This is a genomic window from Bacteroidota bacterium, assembly GCA_018816945.1.
Classification (GTDB): domain Bacteria; phylum Bacteroidota; class Bacteroidia; order Bacteroidales.
Genome location: JAHIVC010000099.1, coordinates 179,987 through 203,597 on the forward strand (window position 1 = coordinate 179,987; position 23,611 = coordinate 203,597).

Annotated in this window: 16 protein-coding genes; 12 read left to right on the top strand and 4 right to left on the bottom strand. The window is 35.4% G+C overall.

The features are described 5' to 3' along the window. The first annotated feature begins 2 nt into the window (after positions 1–2). The 5 genes from KKG99_15105 to KKG99_15125 are packed head-to-tail and all read left to right on the top strand — an operon-like array spanning position 3 to position 4,672. The gene (locus tag KKG99_15105) at positions 3–578 is read left to right on the top strand and encodes a hypothetical protein (protein MBU1014326.1); all 576 of its coding nucleotides are present in this window, start codon (positions 3–5) and stop codon (positions 576–578) included. Further along, positions 575–1,411, top strand: coding sequence for a hypothetical protein (locus KKG99_15110; GenBank protein ID MBU1014327.1), 837 nt, complete (start codon positions 575–577; stop codon positions 1,409–1,411). The genes KKG99_15105 and KKG99_15110 overlap by 4 nt, the downstream gene beginning before the upstream one ends. 14 nt (positions 1,412–1,425) lie before the next feature. Further along, positions 1,426–4,035 (top strand): hypothetical protein, encoded by a 2,610-nt coding sequence (locus tag KKG99_15115; protein MBU1014328.1) that lies wholly within the window; start codon positions 1,426–1,428, stop codon positions 4,033–4,035. A gap of 6 nt (positions 4,036–4,041) precedes the next feature. Next, entirely contained in the window at positions 4,042–4,491 is a 450-nt protein-coding gene (locus tag KKG99_15120; protein ID MBU1014329.1) for a GNAT family N-acetyltransferase, read from the top strand. 10 nt (positions 4,492–4,501) lie between these two features. Then, on the top strand, positions 4,502–4,672 hold the full coding sequence (locus KKG99_15125) for a hypothetical protein (protein ID MBU1014330.1): 171 nt from the start codon (positions 4,502–4,504) through the stop codon (positions 4,670–4,672). A gap of 1 nt (position 4,673) precedes the next feature. Here KKG99_15125 and KKG99_15130 read toward each other — a convergent pair whose 3' ends face one another. Then, the gene (locus tag KKG99_15130) at positions 4,674–10,613 is read right to left on the bottom strand and encodes a hypothetical protein (protein MBU1014331.1); all 5,940 of its coding nucleotides are present in this window, start codon (positions 10,611–10,613) and stop codon (positions 4,674–4,676) included. Between the two features lie 127 nt (positions 10,614–10,740). Then, positions 10,741–14,235: a class I tRNA ligase family protein gene (locus KKG99_15135; GenBank protein ID MBU1014332.1), complete on the bottom strand. Its 3,495-nt coding sequence runs from the start codon at positions 14,233–14,235 to the stop codon at positions 10,741–10,743. Positions 14,236–14,452: 217 nt separating this feature from the next. On the opposite strand from KKG99_15135, the gene KKG99_15140 reads away from it, so the two are divergent. The 7 genes from KKG99_15140 (at position 14,453) to ruvC (ending at position 19,749) form a co-directional block, all read left to right on the top strand. After that, positions 14,453–15,331, top strand: coding sequence for a permease-like cell division protein FtsX (locus tag KKG99_15140; protein MBU1014333.1), 879 nt, complete (start codon positions 14,453–14,455; stop codon positions 15,329–15,331). Between the two features lie 84 nt (positions 15,332–15,415). Beyond that, positions 15,416–15,700 (top strand): DUF3098 domain-containing protein, encoded by a 285-nt coding sequence (locus KKG99_15145; GenBank protein MBU1014334.1) that lies wholly within the window; start codon positions 15,416–15,418, stop codon positions 15,698–15,700. A gap of 46 nt (positions 15,701–15,746) precedes the next feature. Beyond that, entirely contained in the window at positions 15,747–16,532 is a 786-nt protein-coding gene (locus KKG99_15150; GenBank protein ID MBU1014335.1) for an undecaprenyl-diphosphate phosphatase, read from the top strand. After that, on the top strand, positions 16,529–17,257 hold the full coding sequence (gene truB / locus KKG99_15155) for a tRNA pseudouridine(55) synthase TruB (protein MBU1014336.1): 729 nt from the start codon (positions 16,529–16,531) through the stop codon (positions 17,255–17,257). Before KKG99_15150 ends, truB begins: the two co-directional genes overlap by 4 nt. A gap of 99 nt (positions 17,258–17,356) precedes the next feature. Then, the gene (queA, locus tag KKG99_15160; protein MBU1014337.1) at positions 17,357–18,406 is read left to right on the top strand and encodes a tRNA preQ1(34) S-adenosylmethionine ribosyltransferase-isomerase QueA; all 1,050 of its coding nucleotides are present in this window, start codon (positions 17,357–17,359) and stop codon (positions 18,404–18,406) included. Between the two features lie 48 nt (positions 18,407–18,454). Next, on the top strand, positions 18,455–19,138 hold the full coding sequence (locus tag KKG99_15165; protein ID MBU1014338.1) for a 2-C-methyl-D-erythritol 4-phosphate cytidylyltransferase: 684 nt from the start codon (positions 18,455–18,457) through the stop codon (positions 19,136–19,138). Between the two features lie 56 nt (positions 19,139–19,194). After that, positions 19,195–19,749 carry a crossover junction endodeoxyribonuclease RuvC gene (gene ruvC, locus KKG99_15170; GenBank protein MBU1014339.1) on the top strand — a complete coding sequence of 185 codons (555 nt, stop codon included), beginning with the start codon at positions 19,195–19,197 and terminating at the stop codon, positions 19,747–19,749. Positions 19,750–19,898: 149 nt separating this feature from the next. On the opposite strand, the gene KKG99_15175 is transcribed toward ruvC, so the two are convergent. Both KKG99_15175 and topA read right to left on the bottom strand, forming a co-directional pair. Then, positions 19,899–21,074, bottom strand: coding sequence for a formimidoylglutamase (locus tag KKG99_15175; GenBank protein MBU1014340.1), 1,176 nt, complete (start codon positions 21,072–21,074; stop codon positions 19,899–19,901). 143 nt (positions 21,075–21,217) lie between these two features. Then, the gene (gene topA, locus KKG99_15180) at positions 21,218–23,542 is read right to left on the bottom strand and encodes a type I DNA topoisomerase (protein ID MBU1014341.1); all 2,325 of its coding nucleotides are present in this window, start codon (positions 23,540–23,542) and stop codon (positions 21,218–21,220) included. Positions 23,543–23,611: the final 69 nt, after the last annotated feature.

Sequence of the window (23,611 nt, forward strand, 5' to 3'; positions counted from 1 at the left end):
CCATGTCAAAATTAAAAATATTATTATTCGCGGTTTTCTGCTTTGCCTTTGCTGCAAACACCTTTTCGCAGAATGAAATCAGCCCTGAAAGAAAACGTGCCATTGATAGTTTGGCACTAGAAAAAATCAGAGATTTAAGTAAATATATTTCAATAGTAGGGAGCAAAGAAACCCCATTTTCTGAAGCAAACAGGGTAATTGAAAGAACACTTGAATTATTTGCCGATGATGCACAAATTGGTGTTTCATCATTGTATAAACCTGAAGTTAAATACTACGGGGTTCGTACATACTTAGAGCATTTGATGGCTTTGAACTATGATAAAATTACCATTAGCTGGTACAACATTCAATACATCAGCGACCTGGAGTTACAACCTGATGGCAGATATGTTGGTGTAATTACCATTTATCAACGATTTGAAGGCGAATCAAGTGATGGCTTGTCGTACAAAGACACAACCAAAAAAGACATTACCGTATATGTTCAACGAAAACAAACACAAATAGGCGGGAAATTGATCGGTTTTTGGGATGTAATGTTAGGGGATGTGAGAGTAACCGAAACTGTAAAATGAAATTAATAACTGTTTGTCTTGTATTTATCCTATTCATCAGCTTGAGCGCTCAATCACAAACAATTGACAAATTTGTTGATGATGAAAGCATGTTGTATGCGCATACCAAACAGGTAAATCAGTTTTTTAGGAGATTTAACGGAGAAGAGGATCGCTATGGCGAACGACTCTCCGTTAATGATCCCATTTTCCAGAATAGCCAATTCAGAAAAGAGTTTATAAATCTTTTATTTGATAATGAAAGTGTCATTATTCCCAAGTCTTTAAAAGATGAATTTATCGGTGATGTTAGCAATGCCGAACATCCAAATTTTTTAAGCTTTCACGGGGGTAAATGGTTCGCTCAGGTTAAAACGGTATTTATATACAAAGGCACCGAAAAAGAATGTACCTTATTTTTGAAGCTTCAAAAGGAAAAAGTGGGCTCAAAATGGGTAATAACGAATGTATTATTTGAACCTTTTACCTCTTACTTTATCAACGCTGATAGTATCAGTGAATCACAACGGAAGTTTTTGCACCCTTTAAGTCATGAACTCGATTTCATGAATTTAATAAAAGTTTTTAAACAGGATCAAATCATTGAACAATTTGCCGAAGAAGGGTATAGTCCTGACTATTTAAGTTTGTTCATTTACGAATTCAGAAAAGGGAGCCTGCAATTCAAAAGCATTAAAGAGGTAAAATTTCATATATTTCAGATCAATAATTGGTATTTTGAGCTATTAGAATTTAACCGAAAGGGTAATAATTCAGGCTGGTTAATTTCCAATCTTCTTAAAATATCGGAGGCAGATAAAGAAATATTGAAAAAGTTTATTTACCACAATTAATTTCCAAAATACGAATGATAAAAAAGGCTTTCTTTTTAATTATTTTATTGACAGGCATCGATTCGATCGTTAATGCACAAGAGAAAATTTATGCCCAACGCGATATTGAAATTTATCAAAAAGAAGCCACACAACTGGTTAATTATTTTGAATACACGCTTAACCTGATTGGGAACCCGAGTACTTTAGCCAAAGAAAAAGACATCATCATTAATCAAAGTTATTTGAAAATTTTCAAAAACGAATTTGTTCAGATCGAAGATGATTTAGATGAATACAGAACCGTACCTACCAATAAAAATGTACAAGCCTATTTAAAAGATATTGATTTCTTTTTTACAAATGCCGAAATCATTTTTACCATTCAGGATGTTGGTTATTTTTTAACTGAGGACAACCAACTTTACTTCAAATTTCAAATTAACCGAAATTTGATTGGTAAGCTGATTAATGGTGACTCAATTAATACGAATAAGATTCGGTTTATAGAAATTAATGTAGATGATGCACACAAAGATTTAAAAATTGCCAGTGTTTATACCACCAAACTAAATGAAGAAGAAGAATTGAGAAATTGGTGGAATTCGATACCCATGAATTGGAAAACAATTTTAGGAGAAGATCATCTCATTAATGACTTTATTTTTTTACATCAAATTATTTCGTTTACCGACTCCACCTACGTGTTTAATGCAGATAGTATCAGAAAGTTTAAAATTGATACTTTATTGGTGAGGGGTAAAGATACTTTATCAAAACCTCGTTTCGACAGTATCCCCATAACCTATCTTAAAACTGTAAAATTTAACCCGGAAACACTTTATAAGCAACTAAGGAACATTGTTTCGTTGAGCGAAATTAATATTGCAAATAATCAACAAATTGAAAATTTAAATGCCTTGGATAAACTTTCTAATCTGAGACGATTAGATATTTCAAATACAAGGATTAATGATCTAAGTCCGATCAGAAACTTGACCAAATTAGAATCTTTAATTTGTGAAGGTACACAAATAGAATCTCTCGTACATCTTAGGTATCTTTCTAACTTAAGGGTTTTAAATCTAAATAACACCCCGGTTCATGACTTAAAACCGCTTCAAAGTATCGATAAACTTGAACAGTTATACTTAAATTATACGAAAATTGACAGTCTCGATCCGTTATTCCAATTAAAACATTTGATGGATTTAAGGTTTTCAAATACTGCAATATCTGATCTAAAACCCTTAAATCAAATTGTAACGCTGGAAGTTTTGCATTTTAATTCTACTGCTGTTAACTCTGTTGAACCCTTAACAAATCTGGATAATTTGCGGATCTTGGTAATGGATAATACTCGTATCGATCAATTGGATCCGCTAAAAAACCTTAAAAACCTGAAGCAGATTTTTTGCGACAACGCCATGATTTCTCCTGCTGCCGCTAATCAGTTTATGAAAACCAACCCTCAGGTTTTGGTTGTTTTCCAATCGGCCGAATTAAAAGCCTGGTGGGAAAGCCTGAATGCAATTTGGAAAGGGATCTTCAGGAAATACCATTATCTGGATGAAAAACCAACCAATGCCCAACTTCAGGAATTAATTAAACTTAAAATTATTGATATCAGCAAGCGACCTGAAATACTAAACTTAGGGCCGCTAAAAAAATTCATTTATCTTGAACATCTGAATTGTTCGCATACATCAATAAGCGATCTCGATCCCATTTCAGATCTTGTCGATATTAAATATCTTGATTTTTCAAACAGCAATATTGTTTCGATCATTCCTTTAATGAACCTTTCGAAACTTGAATCATTATATTTTTATAATACTTCGGTTAATGATTTAACCCCACTCAATAGCCTTAATTTTTTGCAGCAAATTAATTTTGAACATACTCAGGTAAAGAATTTAACACCTTTGACTGATTTGACGAATTTAAAAATTGTTTATGCTGATTCTTCAAAAGTTGAGATAGAAGATTATTTAAATTTTAATCCTACGAATGAGGATGTACTTGTGGTTTTTCAAACAAATTATTTAATGAATTGGTGGGAAACATTAGCCAATAGCTGGAAAGAAGTCTTTACTAAAAAAATAAATTTAACCGAAGGGTTTACAAAGGAAACCTTGCATCAAATTGCCTCGATTAAATCTTTGGATATAAGTAATAACATAAGATTAAAAACACTCGAACCCCTTAAAAATCTTCATGTATTAAAGGAACTCATTTTTTCGGGTACGCAAATGTCGGATCTTGGGCCATTGGAAAACCTAAGACGATTAACCAGAATTGAATGTGGAAATAATCCAATCAGCAATCTTGGCCCAATCATGAACCTTCCCAAACTTAGTTATCTTGATATCTCAAATATTCCAATTCGTGATTTTGAACAGGTGCAATTTATGACCAGCCTCGAAACGCTCATTTGCCCCGGTACCCAAATAAAGAGTCTCAAATATCTTGAATATCTTATAAGCCTCAAAATACTTGAGTGCTATAATACAAATATTAAGAATTTAACTGCCATTGAAAACCTGAATTTGGAATTATTAAAATGTTATAATACTGGCTTAAACCAAAAACGGGTATTGAAATTTAAAGAGAGTCACCCAAATACCGAAGTTGTTTTTTATTAAATCGTAATGGAACAAATTTCCGGCAATATTTTAATTCGTAATTTCGAATTATCAGATTATGACACTTTGATCGGGTTATGGACCGCAGCAGATCTTCCTTTTAAATCAAAAGGGCGCGACACCAAACAAAACATCCGGAAAGAGCTACAGAGAGGCTGTGCTTCCATCTTAATTGCTGAGCTAAACAATATAGCCATCGGTACTGTTTTTGCAACGCAAGACGGTCGCAAGGGTTGGATTAACCGATTGGCAGTTATCCCCGAATTCCGCAAACAAGGTATTGGTAAAATGCTGGTTGAAAAGGCTGAATCCATTCTGATCGAAAAAGGAATTGGAATCATTGCCTGTTTAATTGAAGATTACAATAAAACCTCATTGGCAACATTCCAAAAACTGGGTTATAATGAGTTTAAAGGAATACACTATTTAACAAAAAGAATTCACCCCGATATTTAAATGGATAAGGATGGCTTCCCGACTTTTTCGGGACGCCATCCTTTTTTGGGATTGGTATCTTAGGCTTTTCGGGATGGAGTCCTCATTCGAGGAAGCCATCCCACCTCGACGAAAAGAATTCACCACGATATTTAATAATCCAGGGGTGACACCCCAAATTTTCGGGACGCCATCCCAATAATTTACTCGATAATTACCCTTATTCCTTCCGAATGACTTGAAAATTCAGGAGCATATAAACATTGAATGGTGCTGATCCCATTTGAAAAAGTTCCTTTTTGGGTAACATACATTTCGTTCTCGATAATATAAGATCCGGCCTTCAGTAAATCAAAAAAATAATTGGTTGCCAAATCACTTATTTTTTTATAATAGCCCACGCCATCTTCAAATTTATATCCAGATAAAACCTGAACGGGCTCGAATGCAAGTGCGCGCATATCATTGATGTGAACAAATTCCATATCACGGTCAAGCTCAATTATCATTCTGGAAACAATTTTATCTCCAATTTTTATTTTACGATCAGCAATCGGAATCAAAATATTTCCGCTCTTGGTTGTTTCTTTTAAAAATAATTTCTTTTCAATATTTAAAATCCCTTTTGATGAGTAAATCTGATCAAGCTGGTCGAAATACTGCCAATGCATAGCACCCCACGCCATTTGAGTATTTAAATTTTTCAGATGAACATTGCCCATATTTGCTTTTATTTCATTGCCCTGCCAAGCGCGAACCGAAAAACCTGTTCCGGCTTCCACGTTTTGTGGCTCAATATTTTTATTGGCAAATTTTACCTGAACCGGGATTTGACTTGAAAGCAAATTGGCACTTCCGGTAAGCAATGCATTTACCGCATCGACTGAGGCCCTTGGGTTGCTCCACATCCGCGTTTGCTTTTGTTTGAGCAACCATTTTTTTAATCCGGCAACAAATGTCTTGTTATTTCCTATTTCCGAAAAAACCTCTATCAAAAAAGCCTGGGTTTCAACAGGTGCCTGATACCAATAAAATCCATCCATATCCGGCCAATAAATTCCCAATTCCTCATTCTGAACGGCTCTTTCTTTCAAAGATGCAAGAATGAGTTCGGCGGTTTCAGTATCGCCATATCTGAATAAAGTAAGTGCAATCATGCCTTGCATATATTCCGATCGCTCCATCCAAAATTTTTGTTCTTCGGTAAAGTAATAAGCAATCGCACTTTTAAATTTCGCATCCTCCTCCGTAAAATCACTTAAATAACTAAGCAAAAATAAATGCTGAATTTGAATATTACTTAAATGGATATTTGCAAACCGAAGCTTGTTATTATTTTTTAAATATTGATAGTCGTCAACCAATTGCCTGTTCAAATATTGAATTGCATCCTTCATTGGTTGTTCAATTTCTGTAAGTGTATTTTTATCAAAAACCTTTCTGGCACGAAGCCGAACCAAACCAGATACAATTTGTTGGGTAATGTACCTGCTTCCATACATTCCTTTAAACCACGACCATGATCCGTCGGCAAGTTGATTTTTTAACAACTCCGATAAATTATCTCTTAATTGCTGGCTAATCTGATTATCGTCAAAAAATAAACCTAATTTTTTTCTTTGTTCCGATTCATTTCTAGCATCCATTAACCATGGGGTTTCCTCCAATAAAACCGATTTTAATTCCGGATTTTTTTCAAGCTGAGAATTTAAAGCACTTGAATTTCCTGCTTTCCAGGCTTTAAATACCGGCCTGATTTGTGGCTGCGATTTTAACAGATGAGCGGCCATGGTATTCGCGTAAAAACGATTATACAAGGAAATCGCATCTTCACTGTTACCCTCGGCAATGTAAGGTAAAGCCAAAACTGCATACCAGGCAGGATTGGTCGTCATTTCAAATTTTAATTGATGATGAACCAAAGCCTTGTTATCGGCCGATGCAACAAGATTTTCAAAAACAATTTTCTTTTCTTCTTTCGGATTTAAATGGATGGGCAAACTTTCAGTGACCAAAATCTTATCCGACAGAATGGGAATGATTCTTTCCTCTCCATCACTGAAATTTTCGGAAGTAGCAGTAAGTCGATAAACTACCGCATTGATGCCATTTGGAATTACTAATTTCCACTGCTTATCAAGCGACGAATTTGCATTTATTTTAAAACTCTTCTCAACTTCATCGGTAATGATGCCAATGACGGGCTTCATATTGCTTGCATCAAAAAACTTCAGGCTGGCTTTGCCTTGAATCACTTTTTCGGACAAATTGATAATTTGGGAACTGAAATAAAGGGTATCACCCGAACGTAAAAAACGCGGCAGATTGGGTTTAATCATCAGTTTTTTCTGTGTGATGATGTTTTGTTCCAATGCAGCAATCCGCAAATTTTTTGTATGGCCAATGACCATGAATTTCCAGCGGGTAAGCGATTCCGGGCTCGTAAATTTAATGATGGCATTGCCGGCTTCATCTGTTTTTAAACTTGGGTAAAAGAAGGCTGTTTCACTGAAATTTGTTCTGATTTTTATTTCTTCCTCAGGGATATTTTCAACTACTGAAAAAACCTGGGCATCCGTCTCTTGTTCCGTCATTACACCAGCAGTTTTACCTGCCATCGATTTAAGAATACGATTTCCAGAATAGGAGTTATTTATAAAATCCCATTTAAGCTGGGGTGTAGATTCACTCCATTGTGAAAAATATCCGGGTCGATAGAAATTATATTGATTTCGCCCACCATAAATATCAAATCCAAAAGAAGTATTCCAGGTGATTTGATTATATGAATAATTGGGCAGGGTAAATTGCCATTGATGCAATTTAATTTTATCCAATGAGGCATCCATCATGCTTACCAATAATTCGGTGATGGGTTTTTCTTTTCCGATGATTTTAATCTTCCATTCTTCCTTTGATCCGGGCAGAATAATGGGCCGGAAAGTTTCCAATTTTAGCTTAAGTTCTTTTACCGGATCAACAATTGTAACATGCTCATTGTGTTCATAAATTTCATTATCACTCACGAATATGAGGTTAATGTTAAAATCTTTTCCGTTCATTTTTGTAAGTGGAATTCTAATTCTTTTTTGTGCTTTGTCTAGTTGCAACCATTGGCTCTGTATGACTTTATTATCTTGCTGTAATTCGTATAAGACGGATAAGTTTTTCATTGCTGAACCAATCACAAAACCCAAACTATCTTTAATCCCTGCGATATTTTTATCCAGAACAAACCAATTAATTTCGGGATAAGGAACTCCGGCTGATTTTGGATCATAGAGTACAAAATATTTTTCATGCACAACCTCCACATCAAATTGATCTTCTGTTTTTATAATGAGTTTATAAATTCCAACCGACCAATTTGCAATATCCGGAAGATTAATGCCTGAAACTTCTGTGGTATTTAGTTCTGCCTGAAAAGCCTGATAATCTATACCAAGGTTTTCAAAATTTTTCTCATCATCAAATTGCTCATGCTCAAAGTAAGTATAAAAGGTTTCCACATCGGTAAGAAAACGATCCGGACGTCGCCAATTTCTTTTTTTAAAAGCATTTACCGGATTTTTTAATTTGTAGATACTTGCCACATAGTTTACGGATTGAGGGACATCATTTAAGTCAGTTGCTACGATAGGAATCATTTTAATGTTCCGCTGGTTAACCTTTTCCGGCAAATCAGGTTTGATAATGAGGTTAGCATACCCTAATCGAATGCTGGTAATCGCCGATTGAGTTTCACCAACAATATCAGTTGACTCAACCTCTATCGTAAAATTAAAAAATTGCGCTGCTAATTCTTGTGAATCTTCCGCTGATTGAGCAAAGAACTTAATCCGAAAACGTCCGTTTTCATCGGTTTTTAATTCGCCATAATTGATTTGCTGTTTAGGTGAATAATAAAAATTACTGCGGCTAAAATACATCTGATAATTACTTCGTTTAACTTTAAATTTCAGCTGTGCCTCGGAAATTGGGTAGCGAGAAAAAGAATTAACCTGACCACTTATAATTACTGTATCATTTAATCTGAATTGGGTTTTAAGCGTATCAAAAACGATTTCAAAATTCGGTCGCTTGTATTCTTCAACTGTAATATTAGTGCTTCCGTTTTCATTACTGATTAAAAAATTCCCGCCTAAATTGTTCATTGGAATAATCAAAGAACCATTAAACGAGCCAAATTCGTTCGACAATAGTTTTAGTGATTTTAACAGTTTATGGTTGCCATCAAAAAATTCAACTTTGGTATTTTGATTAGGTACCACTTCAAACCGGCCATTTTTCTTTTGGTAAACGATTCCCTTAAAATAAATGGTTTGCCCCGGGCGATAAATACTTCGATCTGTAAAAAAATTTGTATTTAGTTCAATTCGTTCATTTAAAGAAATGGCATTTCGGCTATAAATCCCGCTCTTGATTAAAGTATCTTTTTTGTGCGTAAAAATAAATCGTAAGTCTTTCGATTTGGGAAGATCCAATAATCGAACATATCCATTTTTCCCTGAGACCAGAATTTTTTCAGATTTCCACTGGTAATCTTTTTTGGCCTGATTATAAACTGAGGATTGAACCTCCAGCTTAACGTCACTTAAAGGTTTGCCGCTTTTACGATTCAACACAAAAACATCCATGTTTCCGCTTGCATCTTCACGGTTAATAAAGCTAATTCCGGAAGCTAAAAAATAATTTAACTGAACAGGTGATAAAGAATCGAAAGTGATACTTGATGAAGCAAGCAGGGCATAATATCCTTTGGGTACATCATGAATCCGTATCTGAACATTGTGTGATTGAAAATCTCCTTCATTTGACAATTCCACTTTCCATTCATCAAAAATCGGTTGAATTAACAAATCCTTAATTTTTTGTTCATCTGAAAAACGGTTTATATTTTCATTTTTTAAATAAACGATCGGAATTAATTTAAAATAAATACGATCCAGATTTGTATAGTTTAGGGATGATAAAATGGGTTGATCAGGCAACTCAACCGACTTGATCGTTAACTCAAATTGTGGTTTTTTAATTGTTTCGATAAGCTCCATGCATGCTTTGGCCGCTCCTGTATTTGGGTACTTTTGGACTGCGATTTGCGCGTATTCCAAACCCTTCTTAATTTCCCATTGGTATTTACTTCGCTGGTAGTGGTCATAATTATTTCCACGATTTATGTAAGTTTGGGCAAGCTCATAATAAACCTGTGACACACTTTGATTGGATTCATATTTTTTGGTCAAATTCAGTAACGTTTCAATATACTTCTGATCAAATTTTTCGGTCGGTAAAAAAGCTGTTTTTGCATATTTTATTCTTTGCAAATCAACATAAATCAATGCTTCGGTATCTTGGTATTTCGAATGGATGCCAATCAATGATTGGTATTCCTGAAGTGCCGACAGCCTTAAATCTTCGTCTTGCTGATTAAATTTAAGAGCCAAAAAAATATTCGCAGGAGCTAAAAACCTTTCTTTTTCATTAGCTGATAAAGACCCGGAAATGTTTAATGATTCAGCTCCTAACTCAGCATAGCATTTAATGGCCCTAAAAGCCAGGATATCGTAAAGTGATGGTGAATATTCCCGATTCAATGAGTCTTTAACAAAAAAAACCTCATCTGCAAAATAATATTGGTTTAACGAATCAACACTTTGAAGTGAAGCACGAAAATGAGTTCTTATTTTTTTATAAAAATCATCCTTGCTCCAGTTTTGAATATTCGTGGTCGTGTCTGATTTGATGGAGGTTCTTTGGTTTATTTTCCAACGATTTTTTTGATAATATTGGTAATGTACTCCCGCAATCACCGAGTTAATGATTTGCCTGTGAGGCGTTTTGCTGCCTCTTAATTCTTGCTGAAGTTCACCCAAAAAATCTACCGGAATATCCAGCTCCAATGCTTGATTAGCTTTATAAAACAATGCACGAATAAAATTGGTGAGGTCGGGCTGTGTAGTTTTTGAGATTTGGTAAATCCTGTTAATTTCCAATTTGGCTGATTTATTCAATCCATTATTAATCAATGAGTCAACCAACAACCAATCATTCTTAGTTACGAATTTGGATTCAAAATTTTGAGCCTGCAAAGTGCAATGCATACCCATTATTATAATGAATGCTAAGATTAGTCGCGTTTTCATCAACCTCATTTAAAAGAATAAATTTACAAAAATCATTCCTTATGTGGAACTTAAACAAAGGTATCTGCTTTTGATGTATCAAAATGAAATATCAAAAAATATGTGCCAAATTAACCGAAAGGTGCAATCAGATTACGATGTTCACAATTTTCTTTGGAACAACAATAACTTTTTGGGGTGATTTGCCTTCAAGCCATTTTTGAGCTTCATCTGAATTGAGTACGGTTTTTTCAACATCTTCTTTCGACATATCGATGGGAAGCGAAATTTTAAAACGCATTTTTCCGTTAAAAGAAACCGGATAAATTACAGCATCTTCTTTTATATATTCTTCTCTCAATTTAGGAAAAGTGGCGTATGTTACGGTTTCATTATGTCCCAGTAATGACCATAATTCTTCCGCCACATGAGGTGCATAGGAAGAAATAAGTACCGTCAGTGGATCCAGGATTGCCCGTTTGTTGCATTTCAGATCGGTTAATTCGTTCACGCAAATCATTAAAGTACTTACAACCGTATTAAATGAATAACGCTCAATATCGTCCTGTGCTCTTTTGATTGTTTTATGTAAAACTTTAAGTTCGTCTTTGCTTGGCAGCTCTTCAGATACCACAAAACGATTTTCTGCATCATGATATAATCGCCACAATTTTTTCATAAACCTAAAAACACCCTCAATGCCTTTAATATCCCAGGGTTTGTGGTATTCCAAAGGTCCCAAAAACATTTCGTAAAGCCGTAAAGTATCAGCTCCATATTTTTCGATCAGGTCATCAGGGTTTTGAACATTATGCTTGGATTTCGACATTTTTTCTACCTCATGACCACAAATAAATTTACCATCCTCCAAAATAAATTCTGAATCAGCAAACTCCGGTCTCCATTGTTTAAAAGCTTCGGTATCCAAAACATCATTATCCACTAAACTGATATCAACATGGATCGGAGTTGAGAACAATTCGCGGTCTTGTACTCCTTTTGAAATAAATATGGGCTTCAGTTCCCTAATTTCATGACGATTAAAAATGATCCCTTTTTTTACTTCTTTAATGGCTTTTTGGGTTTCATCAATAAAGGCTTTTGTATTTTCAATGATATCAGCGATAGGAAGTAGCAATAATTTCTTCCCTTTTTCTTTGACATATTTTTCGTAGTAACTTTCAAGCTTTGGCTGACTTTTAATTTCAATAATTAAATTGGCCTCTTCAACAAAGAAATCAAAATTACGGTGTCCGTCGCGATATTCGCGAACCACCCCTTTTTCCATTCCGTTTTTCTTGAAGAATTCCCACAATAAGTGTTCTGCATATTTTTCGTGATTTACCCGAAACACAAAACTTGAGCGACCCTGAATTTTCCCTTGGTTAATCAGCTTTTTAAACGGTTCGTCTTTTTTAACCATTCCGATATCAAAGAGGAATTTATTCCAGAAACGTGAATAAAGTAAGTGCCCAACCGCATGCTCATCTCCTCCTATATATAGATCAACATCCTGCCAGTATTCATTGGCCTCCTTCGAGAAATATTCATTCTCATTTTTCGGATCCATGTACCGTAAATAATAAGCGCTTGAACCTGCAAAACCGGGCATGGTGTTGATTTCGATGGGATAACCTTCTTTAGTTACCCAGTTTTTTGCTCTGGCCAATGGTGGTTCTCCGCTTTCAGTTGGTAAATATTTATCTACATCAGGAAGCAGTAGCGGCAATTGATCTTCATTCATTACATAAGGAATGCCGTCCTTGTAGTAAACAGGAAAAGGCTCGCCCCAATAACGCTGGCGGCTAAAAATAGCATCGCGTAAACGATAATTTACCGTTCCAAATCCAACTTCCAATTCATTAATTTTTGCAATCGCTGCCTGAATTGCTTCTTTTACCTCCATGCCATCCAAAAATTCGGAATTCATCATTTTGCCTTCTTTGGCATCATACGATTCTTCCGAAATATCACCGCCTGAAACTACCGGAATAATAGGTAAATTGAAATGTTTAGCGAAAGAATAATCCCTGCTGTCGTGCGCGGGAACGGCCATAATAGCCCCAGATCCGTAACCGGCAAGCACATAATCAGCAACCCAAATTTGGATTTCTTTTCCGTTCAAAGGATTAATTCCATAAGCTCCTGTAAATTCTCCACTAATATTTTTAACCTCCGATTGCCGTTCGCGCTCCGAGCGGTTTTTCGCCCATGTGACATATTTATCGATGGCTTCTTTTCTATCGGGAGTTGTAATTTTGTCAACTAATTCATGTTCAGGTGCAAGTACCATATAGGTTGCGCCAAATATGGTATCCGGCCGGGTTGTAAAAACATCGATCACCTCTCCTAAATCCTCCCCAATGGGGAGGACTTTATTGTCCAAATAACTTTTAATTTCATTAATTACCTTTTCGGGATTGGCAACTACTTCTTCATTTTTAAAGCGGATTACTGAATAACCATAGGTATTTAATATTTCTGTTCTCTCTGCATCTTGTTCTAACTGCCTTTCATGAATTTTCCCATCAATTTCAATGACAACTTTTTTCCTCAAGCAAACAAAATCAGCAATAAAACGATTGATAACATGTTGCCTTCGTATTTTATGCCCAAGTTGTTTTGCCCGAACACGTTCCCAAATTATTGATTCTGCTTCGGTCGGTTTTTTTCTGGCTTCTTTAACTTTTTCTTCTAAAAGTGACCACATCTGCCCATCCGAGGTCATATAACCCGGTCTTGCTCCCTCTCCTCTGGAGAGGGCTGGGGAGAGGCGAAAGTAAATAGTTGCACCCTGAGACCGACCAATCCAGTTACGCTGCATTTCTTTAATCGAATCCGACCAGTCAATTTTATCAAGTCCGTCAAGCAATCGTTGGGCATAGGCTGTAATCCGCAACGACCATTGTTTCATCAGCTTTCTTTCAACCGGATGACCTCCTCTTTCAGACAGTCCTTCTTTTACTTCATCATTAGCCAGTACAGTTCCCAATTCAGGGCACCAGTTAACCATGGTATTGGACAAATAAGCCAACCGATAGTGCATTAACAATTCCCGTTGTGCTTTTTCATCCATTGCATTCCAATCTTCAGCACTAAAAATTACCTCCTGATCAGTGGCCGCATTTATATTTTTATTTCCTTCTTTCTTAAATTTAGAAATCAATTGATCAACTGATTCTGACTTGTCATTATCTTTATTGTACCATGAATTGAAAAGCTGAATAAAGGTCCATTGTGTCCATTTATAATAACCGGGATCACAAGTGCGAACTTCCCGGTCCCAATCAAATGAAAAACCAATTTTATCGAGTTGCTCACGATAACGATCAATATTTTTAACCGTTGTTATTTCAGGATGTGTTCCGGTTTGAATGGCATATTGTTCGGCAGGCAAACCATAGGCATCATACCCCATCGGATGTAATACATTATGGCCCTTTTGGCGCATATACCTGGCATAAATATCAGAAGCAATATAACCCAAGGGATGACCAACGTGAAGACCTGCACCGGAAGGATACGGAAACATATCCAGTACATAAAATTTGGGTCTTGAATGATCTATTTCAGCCTTAAACGTTTTGTTTTCGCTCCAATATTTTTGCCATTTAGGCTCTATTTCATTAAAATTATAATCCATGCCTCACTCCTATATTTCCTGTTTAGTATTGTAATTTCAGGCTGCGAAGTTAGAAAAAAGATGGAAAACTATTAATAAAGAGTTTGGGCTAATGTTCACAATTTTAAAATTTTATCTTCTCATGAAGTGTTTCAATCCCAAACATTCTTGTTAAGAATCTACATCTCCATTCAATTGTTGATTAAAATGATTATTTTAGCTTTAACTATATTTTGCAATGGCAAGGAAAGAAGATAAATATAATAAACGAAGACTTCAAACATCTTATTTAACGTCCATCGTAAGTACGACGCTTGTTTTGTTGATGTTAGGTGTTCTGGGTTTAATTGTGTTGCATGCACAAAAACTATCTAATCACGTGAAAGAAAATATAGGGATCAGGGTTATCATGAAAGATGACTCAAGAGAAGCCGCAATTTTACAACTTCAAAAATACTTGGATGCCACTTCATATACAAAATCTACCGAATACATCACCAAAGAAAAAGCTGCTGAGGAATTAAAAGCAGAACTGGGAGAAGATTTCATTGACTTTTTGGGTTTTAACCCGTTACCCTCCTCAATTGATCTAAGATTAAAAGCAGACTATGCGAATATTGCAAGTATCGGGGCTATTGAAAAAGAATTGCTGGAAAATAAAAATGTGAAAGAGGTTTATTATCAGAAATCTTTGGTGCAGGCAATCAATCAGAATGTTCAAAAAATCGGTATTTTGTTGTTGGGATTCAGTTTATTATTGTTGGTTATTGCTATCGCACTTATAAACAATACCATTCGGCTATCGGTTTATTCCAAACGATTCATCATAAAAAGCATGTTGCTTGTTGGAGCTACGGAGTCATTTATCCGCAGGCCCTTTTTAATAAAAGGAGCTGTTCAAGGGATTTATAGTGCAATCATTGCCCTAATATTGATCAGTGTTATTCTTTACTTTGCCCAACTTGAACTACCGGAATTAATAGACTTTCAGGACACAAACCTTTTTATAAGCCTGATTGTTTTGGTTGTAGTTTCAGGAATCATGATTACCTGGCTTTCAACTTACGCAGCACTTCGTAAATTCCTGAATATGAAAACAGATGACTTGTATTATTAAAAAAAGTTAATTCTTTTTTCATCTCGAAAAATACTGTTACTTTTGAAAAGAAAATTCATAATAATGATAACAAAACACAAATCCATGCAAAAGCAAGCCAAATCAAAACCAACTCATGTTGCCCCAAATAAACAAACAACCGATGATGAATTGGTAACCTTTGCATTTAGCCGACAAAATTATCGATTACTTATTATTGGTGTTGTTTTAATCGCCCTTGGCTTTATTTTCATGATTGGAGGTGGTACAGATGATCCTAATATTTTTAATTATAAAATTTTCAACTTTCAACGCTTAACCTTAGCACCCATTTTAATCCTTGCGGGATTTATCGTTGAAATTTTTGCGATCATGAAACGATCCAAATAATTAAAATCATTATTTTCATAATTCTTCCTCTTAAAAAATTCAAAAAGTGAATTGGTTTGAAGCATTAATTCTTGGTATCATTCAGGGTTTGACAGAATTTTTACCCGTTAGCAGCAGCGGGCATTTAGAACTTGGCAAGGCCCTATTGGGTATTAATGCCGAACGAAGTTTGATTTTCACGGTAATCGTTCATGGGGCCACCGTTTTAAGCACTATCGTCATTTTTTACAGAGATATTTTACAATTGCTAAAGGGCATATTCCGGTTTAAATGGAATGAAGAAACCCAGTATTTTTTTAAAATTATTATTTCGATGATCCCGGTGGTAATTCTGGGATTATTTTTCATGGAAGAAGTTGAAGGCTTTTTTACCGGAAATATTCGCTTTGTAGGCTTCATGTTAATTTTAACATCGATACTGTTAGCATTTACATATTTGAAAAAATCGAACAAACGAACAATAAATTTTTGGGATTCGTTCATTATTGGAATTGCTCAAGCCATAGCTGTTATTCCCGGAATTTCCCGTTCCGGTGCAACAATTGCAACAGGAATACTCCTTGGTAATCGCAAAGAAATAATTGCAAAATTTTCATTTTTAATGGTTTTAATTCCCATTATTGGAGCCAATGCCAAAGATTTATTTTCAAATGAGATGGCTTCCGAATCATCTATTGGTGCAATCCCTTTGTTTATTGGCTTCATGGCCGCTTTCATTACTGGAGCCCTGGCCTGCAAGTGGATGATTAAAATGGTAAGTAAAGGCAATTTAATTTATTTTTCAATCTACTGCTTTGTAATAGGCGTTTTGGCTATTATCTTCGCGGCATGATCGAAGAAATCAAAAAGCAGTCTTTTAATTTTCAGGAAGGAGAAGTATTACTATTTAACAAGCCCTTTGAATGGACCTCTTTTAACCTTGTAAATAGTATCCGTCATCTGTTAAGGCACCATACAGGGATTAAAAAGATTAAAGTCGGGCATGCAGGAACGCTGGATCCACTGGCCACAGGATTACTGATTATATGTACCGGAAAATTCACCAAAAAAATAGATGAATATCAAGGACTGGAAAAAGAATATAGCGGAACTTTCACACTCGGTAAAACTACTCCATCTTTTGATCTGGAAACCGAAATCAATCAAATATTTCCAACAAATCATATTTCAGATTCGTTAATTAAGGTAACTGCAAAAACTTTTATTGGCGAAATTGAGCAAACCCCTCCTGTATTTTCGGCTATTAAAATTGATGGAAAACGAGCTTATTTGTATGCCCGTAAAAAGGAAGAGGTGGTAATCAAATCTAAAATTGTAAAAATCAGTGAATTTGAAATAACAGCAATTGAAATGCCAGTCATTTATTTCCGGATTGTTTGTAGTAAAGGTACTTACATCAGATCACTGGCAAATGATTTTGGCATTAAGATTGAAAGTGGGGCCTACCTTAGCTCCTTAACCCGAACCCGAATTGGTAATTTTAAACTTGAAGATAGCCTTGAAATTAATGATTTTAAAGAAACGTTAATAAAGCTTAAAAATCACCCTGTTTCTTGACAAAACCCCTGTAATTTACTATTTTAGAATGAGGCGCACTTGACTTTGCCTTTTAAATAGCCTACTTTTGCGACCTTTTACTAATACATCTATAAGCACATGAAATTATCTCAATTTAAGTATAATCTACCACCAGAACTGATTGCAAGCCACCCATCCGAAAATAGAGATGAATCAAGATTAATGGTATTAAACCGAAAGAAACAAACCATTGAACATCGAACATTTAAAGATATCCTGGACTATTTTAATGATGGTGACGTTTTTGTTCTTAACAATACCAAAGTATTTCCGGCTCGCTTATATGGCGAAAAAGAAAAAACAGGTGCTAAAATAGAAGTATTTCTACTTAGGGAATTAAACTCCGAGACCCGTCTTTGGGATGTTTTAGTTGATCCGGCGCGTAAAATAAGAATAGGGAACAAACTATATTTCGGAGAAGATGAATCTCTTGTAGCCGAAGTCATTGACAATACAACTTCCCGGGGAAGAACACTCAGGTTTTTATTCGATGGTTCCTATGAAGAATTTAAACAAACTATTTATTCTTTAGGTAAAACTCCTTTACCAAAAATTCATAAAAGAGAAAGTAATCAGATAGATCAGGAACGTTATCAGACAATCTACGCAAAACACGAAGGTGCTGTTGCAGCCCCTACTGCCGGTCTTCACTTTAGCAGGGAATTAATGAAGCGATTAGAGCTGATAGGGGTTTCTTTCGCCGAAGTTACCTTACATGCCGGTTTGGGTAATTTCAGAAATATTGAAGTTGAGGATTTGACCAAGCATAAAATGGACTCAGAGGAAATGAATATTCTTGAAAAAAATTGCAATATTATCAATCTGGCCAAGGAAAACAAAAAAAATGTGTGTGCTGTTGGCACCACTACAATGAAAGCACTTGAATCTTCAGTTTCTATTGCCGGATTTGTGAAACCATATGAAGGATGGACCAATAAATTTATCTTTCCGCCTTACGAGTGTACAGTGGCGAACAGCATGATCAGTAATTTTCATTTACCCCAATCATCAATGATGATGATGGTATCGGCATTTGCCGGTTTCGATTTTTTGAAAAAAGCGTATAAAGAAGCTGTTGATAAGAAGTATAAATTTTTCACCTATGGTGATGCCATGTTAATCCTCTAATAAAAACACCCAATCCCCATAAGCATATGGTGATTTCCTTTTTACTGCATGAGAGAAGCAAGAACCGTAATTATTGTAGCTGGCGGATCAGGACTAAGAATGAAAGACCAGATTCCGAAGCAATTCCTATTGCTTAAAGGCAAACCCATTTTGATGTATAGCCTTGAAATTTTTAAAAAATTTGATCCTGAAATTAACATCATTGTAGTATTGCCGGAATCGCAAATAAAACGTTGGGTGAAGCTATGTTCTGAATTCAAGCTTCAGATAAATCATGAGGTAGTTATTGGAGGAGATACACGGTTCTACTCAGTAAAAAACGGTTTACAGGATATTAAAGATGATGGTTTGGTTGCAATTCACGATGGCGTTCGACCACTTGTTAGCTTACAAACCATACAAAATGCTTTTGAAACGGCCAAATCATTTGGAAATGCAGTTCCGGTTATTGAAGTTAACGAATCTGTTCGCGAACTTACAGAACGCGGGAACCAGATTGTAGATCGTCAAAAATTAAGGTTGATTCAAACACCACAGGTTTTTCAGGTATCTGAAATCAAAAAAGCCTACGATTTGTCATATCAAAGCAGTTTCACTGATGATGCAAGTGTTTATGAGATGATTGAAGAACCTATTTATCTTACCGAAGGAAACTGGGAAAATATCAAAATTACACGCCCTGTTGATTTAATAATTGCAGAATCCATATTAAATGCCAGCCAAACTGAATAATATTTCATTAAATGTTTTATTACATTTGATCTTTTAACCAGGTTAATTATAATATTTTGAAATCAGAACGCATTATTATCGGAATTGATCCGGGAACCAATATTTTAGGTTATGGTATTATTTTATGCACCGGCAATAAAATGAGTTTGATTGAAATGGGTGTATTAAAACTGGGAAATCATGCTAATCATGCCTTAAAACTAAAATCGATCTTTGAAGAATTGTCTGTGTTAATAGATCAACATCATCCGGATGAAATGGCTATAGAAGCTCCTTTTTTTGGTAAGAATGTGCAATCAATGTTAAAATTAGGGAGGGCTCAGGGGGTTGCAATGGCTGCCGGTTTGGCTAAGGGGCTCCCTATTTTCGAGTATTCGCCAAAAAAAATCAAACAATCAATTACCGGTAAGGGCAATGCCTCAAAAGAACAGGTAGCTGCGATGTTGCAAAATATATTACATATCAAAGAAACACCAAAATACCTGGATGCAACGGATGCTCTGGCTGCTGCAGTTTGTCATTATTTTCAAAGAGAAAATTCAGGAGGAGCAGAATCATATTCTGGATGGAAAAGTTTTATCGCCAAAAATCCGAAAAGAGCAATTCGTTAATTTGAAAATTTGAAGATGTGCTAATAATAAATTAAAACGTATTGCAACAATTGTATTCCCATTGTATATCAACTGTATTACTACTGAATAACATATGATTAGAAGGGATTTGAACAAACATCTATTTCCCAAATTCAATCAATAAGCATCTACATCAACTTCTGATAAGCTTGCCACCAGCGGTCCGGAATGTCATTATCGCAGGCAATCTGATAATCATGGTAAGAACAAGGAATCATATGATGCCGTTTGAATTTTACCTTGTTCTGGGATCGGATAGGCACTTCCATCCACCAACGATCACTTTTTTTGCTTTTGTAAAAAACCAAATCATCCTTCTCTCCTGCAATAGCTACGTGATATTTTACAAATTGTCGTTTATCTTTATGCGGAAATTCATCTTTTCTGTTATAAAATCCATCCACAAAATACCAAATCATTTGAGCTACCAAATGTGCAGTCTGACCATGATTATCAAACTCCGGATTCATTTCGTAGAAACCAATTGAAGTTAATTTATCGCTCATTCCGGCATATCTAGCAATCTGACAAGCTTCTTCACCATAAAATCCGTTTGGTGCTACATTTTTATTTCCGGGGGCATCTGAATGCCGAATAGCAGAAATATCAAAACTGACCAAATCTGCATTACGAACAATGGGTTCCACTTCATCAATTTTTGATCTTACAAACCCAAGACGATAGGCATCAAAGAACAAATTTTTCATCAACTCAATAGCATCCTGATCGACAAAATAAGTTTGATAACCTATGTTTGAGAAATTAAAAAGATAATTGGGCTGATGCAAAATAATTTTACTCAGATAAGATTGTGAGCTCATTTCCTGTTCTGTTTTCCCCAAATCGAAAATCGGATCAATTGCCACAATATTTATAATCTGACCCAAATCCTCGTAAGCCTGATAATTGGCATAGGTTAAATCCTGGCCCCCACCAATAATTACCGGTACTATGTTTTGTTTCAATAATTCTTTAACAACACTGCTCAAAGCAAAGTAAGTGTCTTCAATGGTATGCCCACTTTTTATATTGCCCAAATCAACCAATCTGGTTTTATAGGCTCCTTCATATAATTGATAAAAATATTTTCTAATCTGGTCTGGAGCTGCTGCACAGCCTTTATTTCCAACGGTATTACGATCTTCCAGCACCCCAATGATGGCTATATCAAAATCTTTTAATTCGGGGAAACTTCGGTTTTTTATATAAGCATTTACCACATCTCCAAGGCGTCTTCGACTGGCTTTATCGGCAAATTCGTAACCTGATAAATCGATGGGGTTTAAATATAGATCGATGTCCATAACGTAGATTTAGATATTCGATATTTTATAATTAATAAAAATACAGTAGATATACGCTTGACATACAATCGTAATACTATTGTTGATAATTATGAATAAAAATAATCTTTCATTGGCACATCAACAAATTAGCTAATCAAATTTTATTTTTTCTTTCTAACAAATTTCTTTTTAGGAGCATTTTTAGGATCTTCTGAAATTTTGATACAATCTTCAAGTGTTAATTCTTCCGGGATTACTCCTTTGGGAATTTTGAAGTTTTGTTTCTTAATTGAAATATAGGGCCCGTATCTCCCTACAAGTACCTTTACATCCTTATTTTCTTTGAACTCCTTAATGACACTTTCACGAACTTTCTGTTTTTTTAGCTCAATAATTTCAATGGCACGTTCAAGATCAATACTTACCGGATCGTCAGTTTTATCAAGTGAATAGAATAATTTTTCATGCGTAATATAAGGACCAAATCTTCCAATTGCAGCTTTAACTTCTGCTCCTTGATATTCGCCAAGTAATCTTGGAAATTTGAAAAGTTCCAAAACTTCTTCAATGGTTATATCATCTATACTTTGATCCTTTTTTAACCCTGCAAACTTAGGTTTCTCTTCACTTTCAGATTCTCCTATCTGCGCCATAGCGCCGTAACGCCCAATTTTAACATAAATATTTTGACCACTTACAGGATCAATTCCTAATAGTTTTTCTCCACTAAATTTTTTCGAGTTTTCCTGAGTGTTTTCAATTTTTGAATGGAAGGGGCCATAGAAATCGCTGATCATGCTATTCCAGACTTTTTTTCCGGCTGCAATTTCATCAAATTCCAATTCAACACTGGCTGTAAAATTAAAATCCATTATGTCTTCAAAATATTGCATTAAGAATTGGGTAACCAAAATTCCGATATCCGTCGGGAACAGTTTTGATTTTTCGAAACCTGTATTTTCTTTTTTTACAACTGCTTTAATTTCGCCACTCTTCAGTTGTATGCAATTATATTTACGTTCTACTCCTTCACGATCCTCCCTAACAACATATTCTCTTTTTTGGATGGTTGAAATGGTTGGTGCATAGGTAGATGGCCTGCCAATTCCAAGCTCTTCCATTTTTCTTACCAAAGAAGCCTCGGTATATCTTGCCGGATGTTGCGTAAATCGTTCTTCACCATTAATTTCTTTGTACTTTAACTTATCTCCGGTTTTTAATGGAGGTAAAACGTCTTCATGCTCTTGTCCATTTTCATCATCTGTTGATTCCATATAGAGTTTCAAGAATCCATCAAACTTGATAACTTCACCTTTAGCAACAAATTTTTCATTGTGATTAGAGATTTCAATATCTACATTGGTTTTTTCAAAAACGGCATCACTCATTTGTGAAGCAACCGTTCTTTTCCAAATCAAATCATATAATCGCTTCTGCGATGAATCACCATCAATACCTGATTGATTCAAATAAGTGGGTCGAATGGCTTCGTGTGCTTCCTGCGCTCCTTTTGATTTGGTTTTGTATTGTCGGATTTTTACATACTCTTCTCCATAAAGCTTGGTAATTTCATCCTTAGCCATGGCAATTGCCATCCCAGATAAATTTACCGAGTCGGTTCTCATATAAGTAATCCTCCCCGATTCGTAAAGTTGCTGAGCAACACGCATGGTATTGGCAACCGAAAAACCAAGTTTACGACTTGCTTCCTGTTGTAAAGTAGAAGTCGTAAATGGTGGAGCGGGCGATTTTTTACCCGGTTTCTTCTCTACCGATTTTACGGTAAAGAATGCATCCTTGCATTTTTCTAAAAACTTGGCAACTTCTTCTTTGCTCTCAAATCTTTTAGGGACTTCGGCACTAAATTGTATTGTTTTATCTTTAATCAATACTTCAAAAATGCCAATTACCCGATAATTGGATGTGACTACAAAATTTTTAATCTCTTCCTCGCGATCAACAATCAATCTTACGGCTACCGATTGAACCCGGCCGGCCGATAAGGATGGTTTTACTTTTTTCCAAAGTAGTGGTGACAACTCAAACCCAACCAAGCGGTCAAGTACCCTTCGCGCCTGTTGAGCATCGACAAGATGTTTATCAATTTTTCGCGGATTTTGAATGGCTTCAGTGATGGCAGTTTTTGTAATTTCGTGAAAAACAATCCGCTGTGTTTTTTTATCTTCAAGATTCAGTGCATTGAATAAATGCCAAGAAATGGCCTCTCCTTCGCGGTCCTCATCTGATGCAAGCCAAACCATTTCAGCTTCTTTCGCTAATTTCTTTAATTCTGTAACTATCTTCTTCTTATCCGAAGAAATTTCATAACTTGGAATAAATCCATTCTCAATATCTACCCCAAGATTCTTCTTTGCTAAATCCATAACATGCCCAAAACTCGACTTTACAAGAAATTCTTTTCCTAAAAATCCTTCAATCGTTTTGGCCTTTGCCGGTGATTCAACAATAACTAAATTTTTCGCCATCTTCCTTCTTATCTGATAATGATTTATATAAATTGTGTTGCAAAAGTAAGACAAATAAAAACTTCAAAC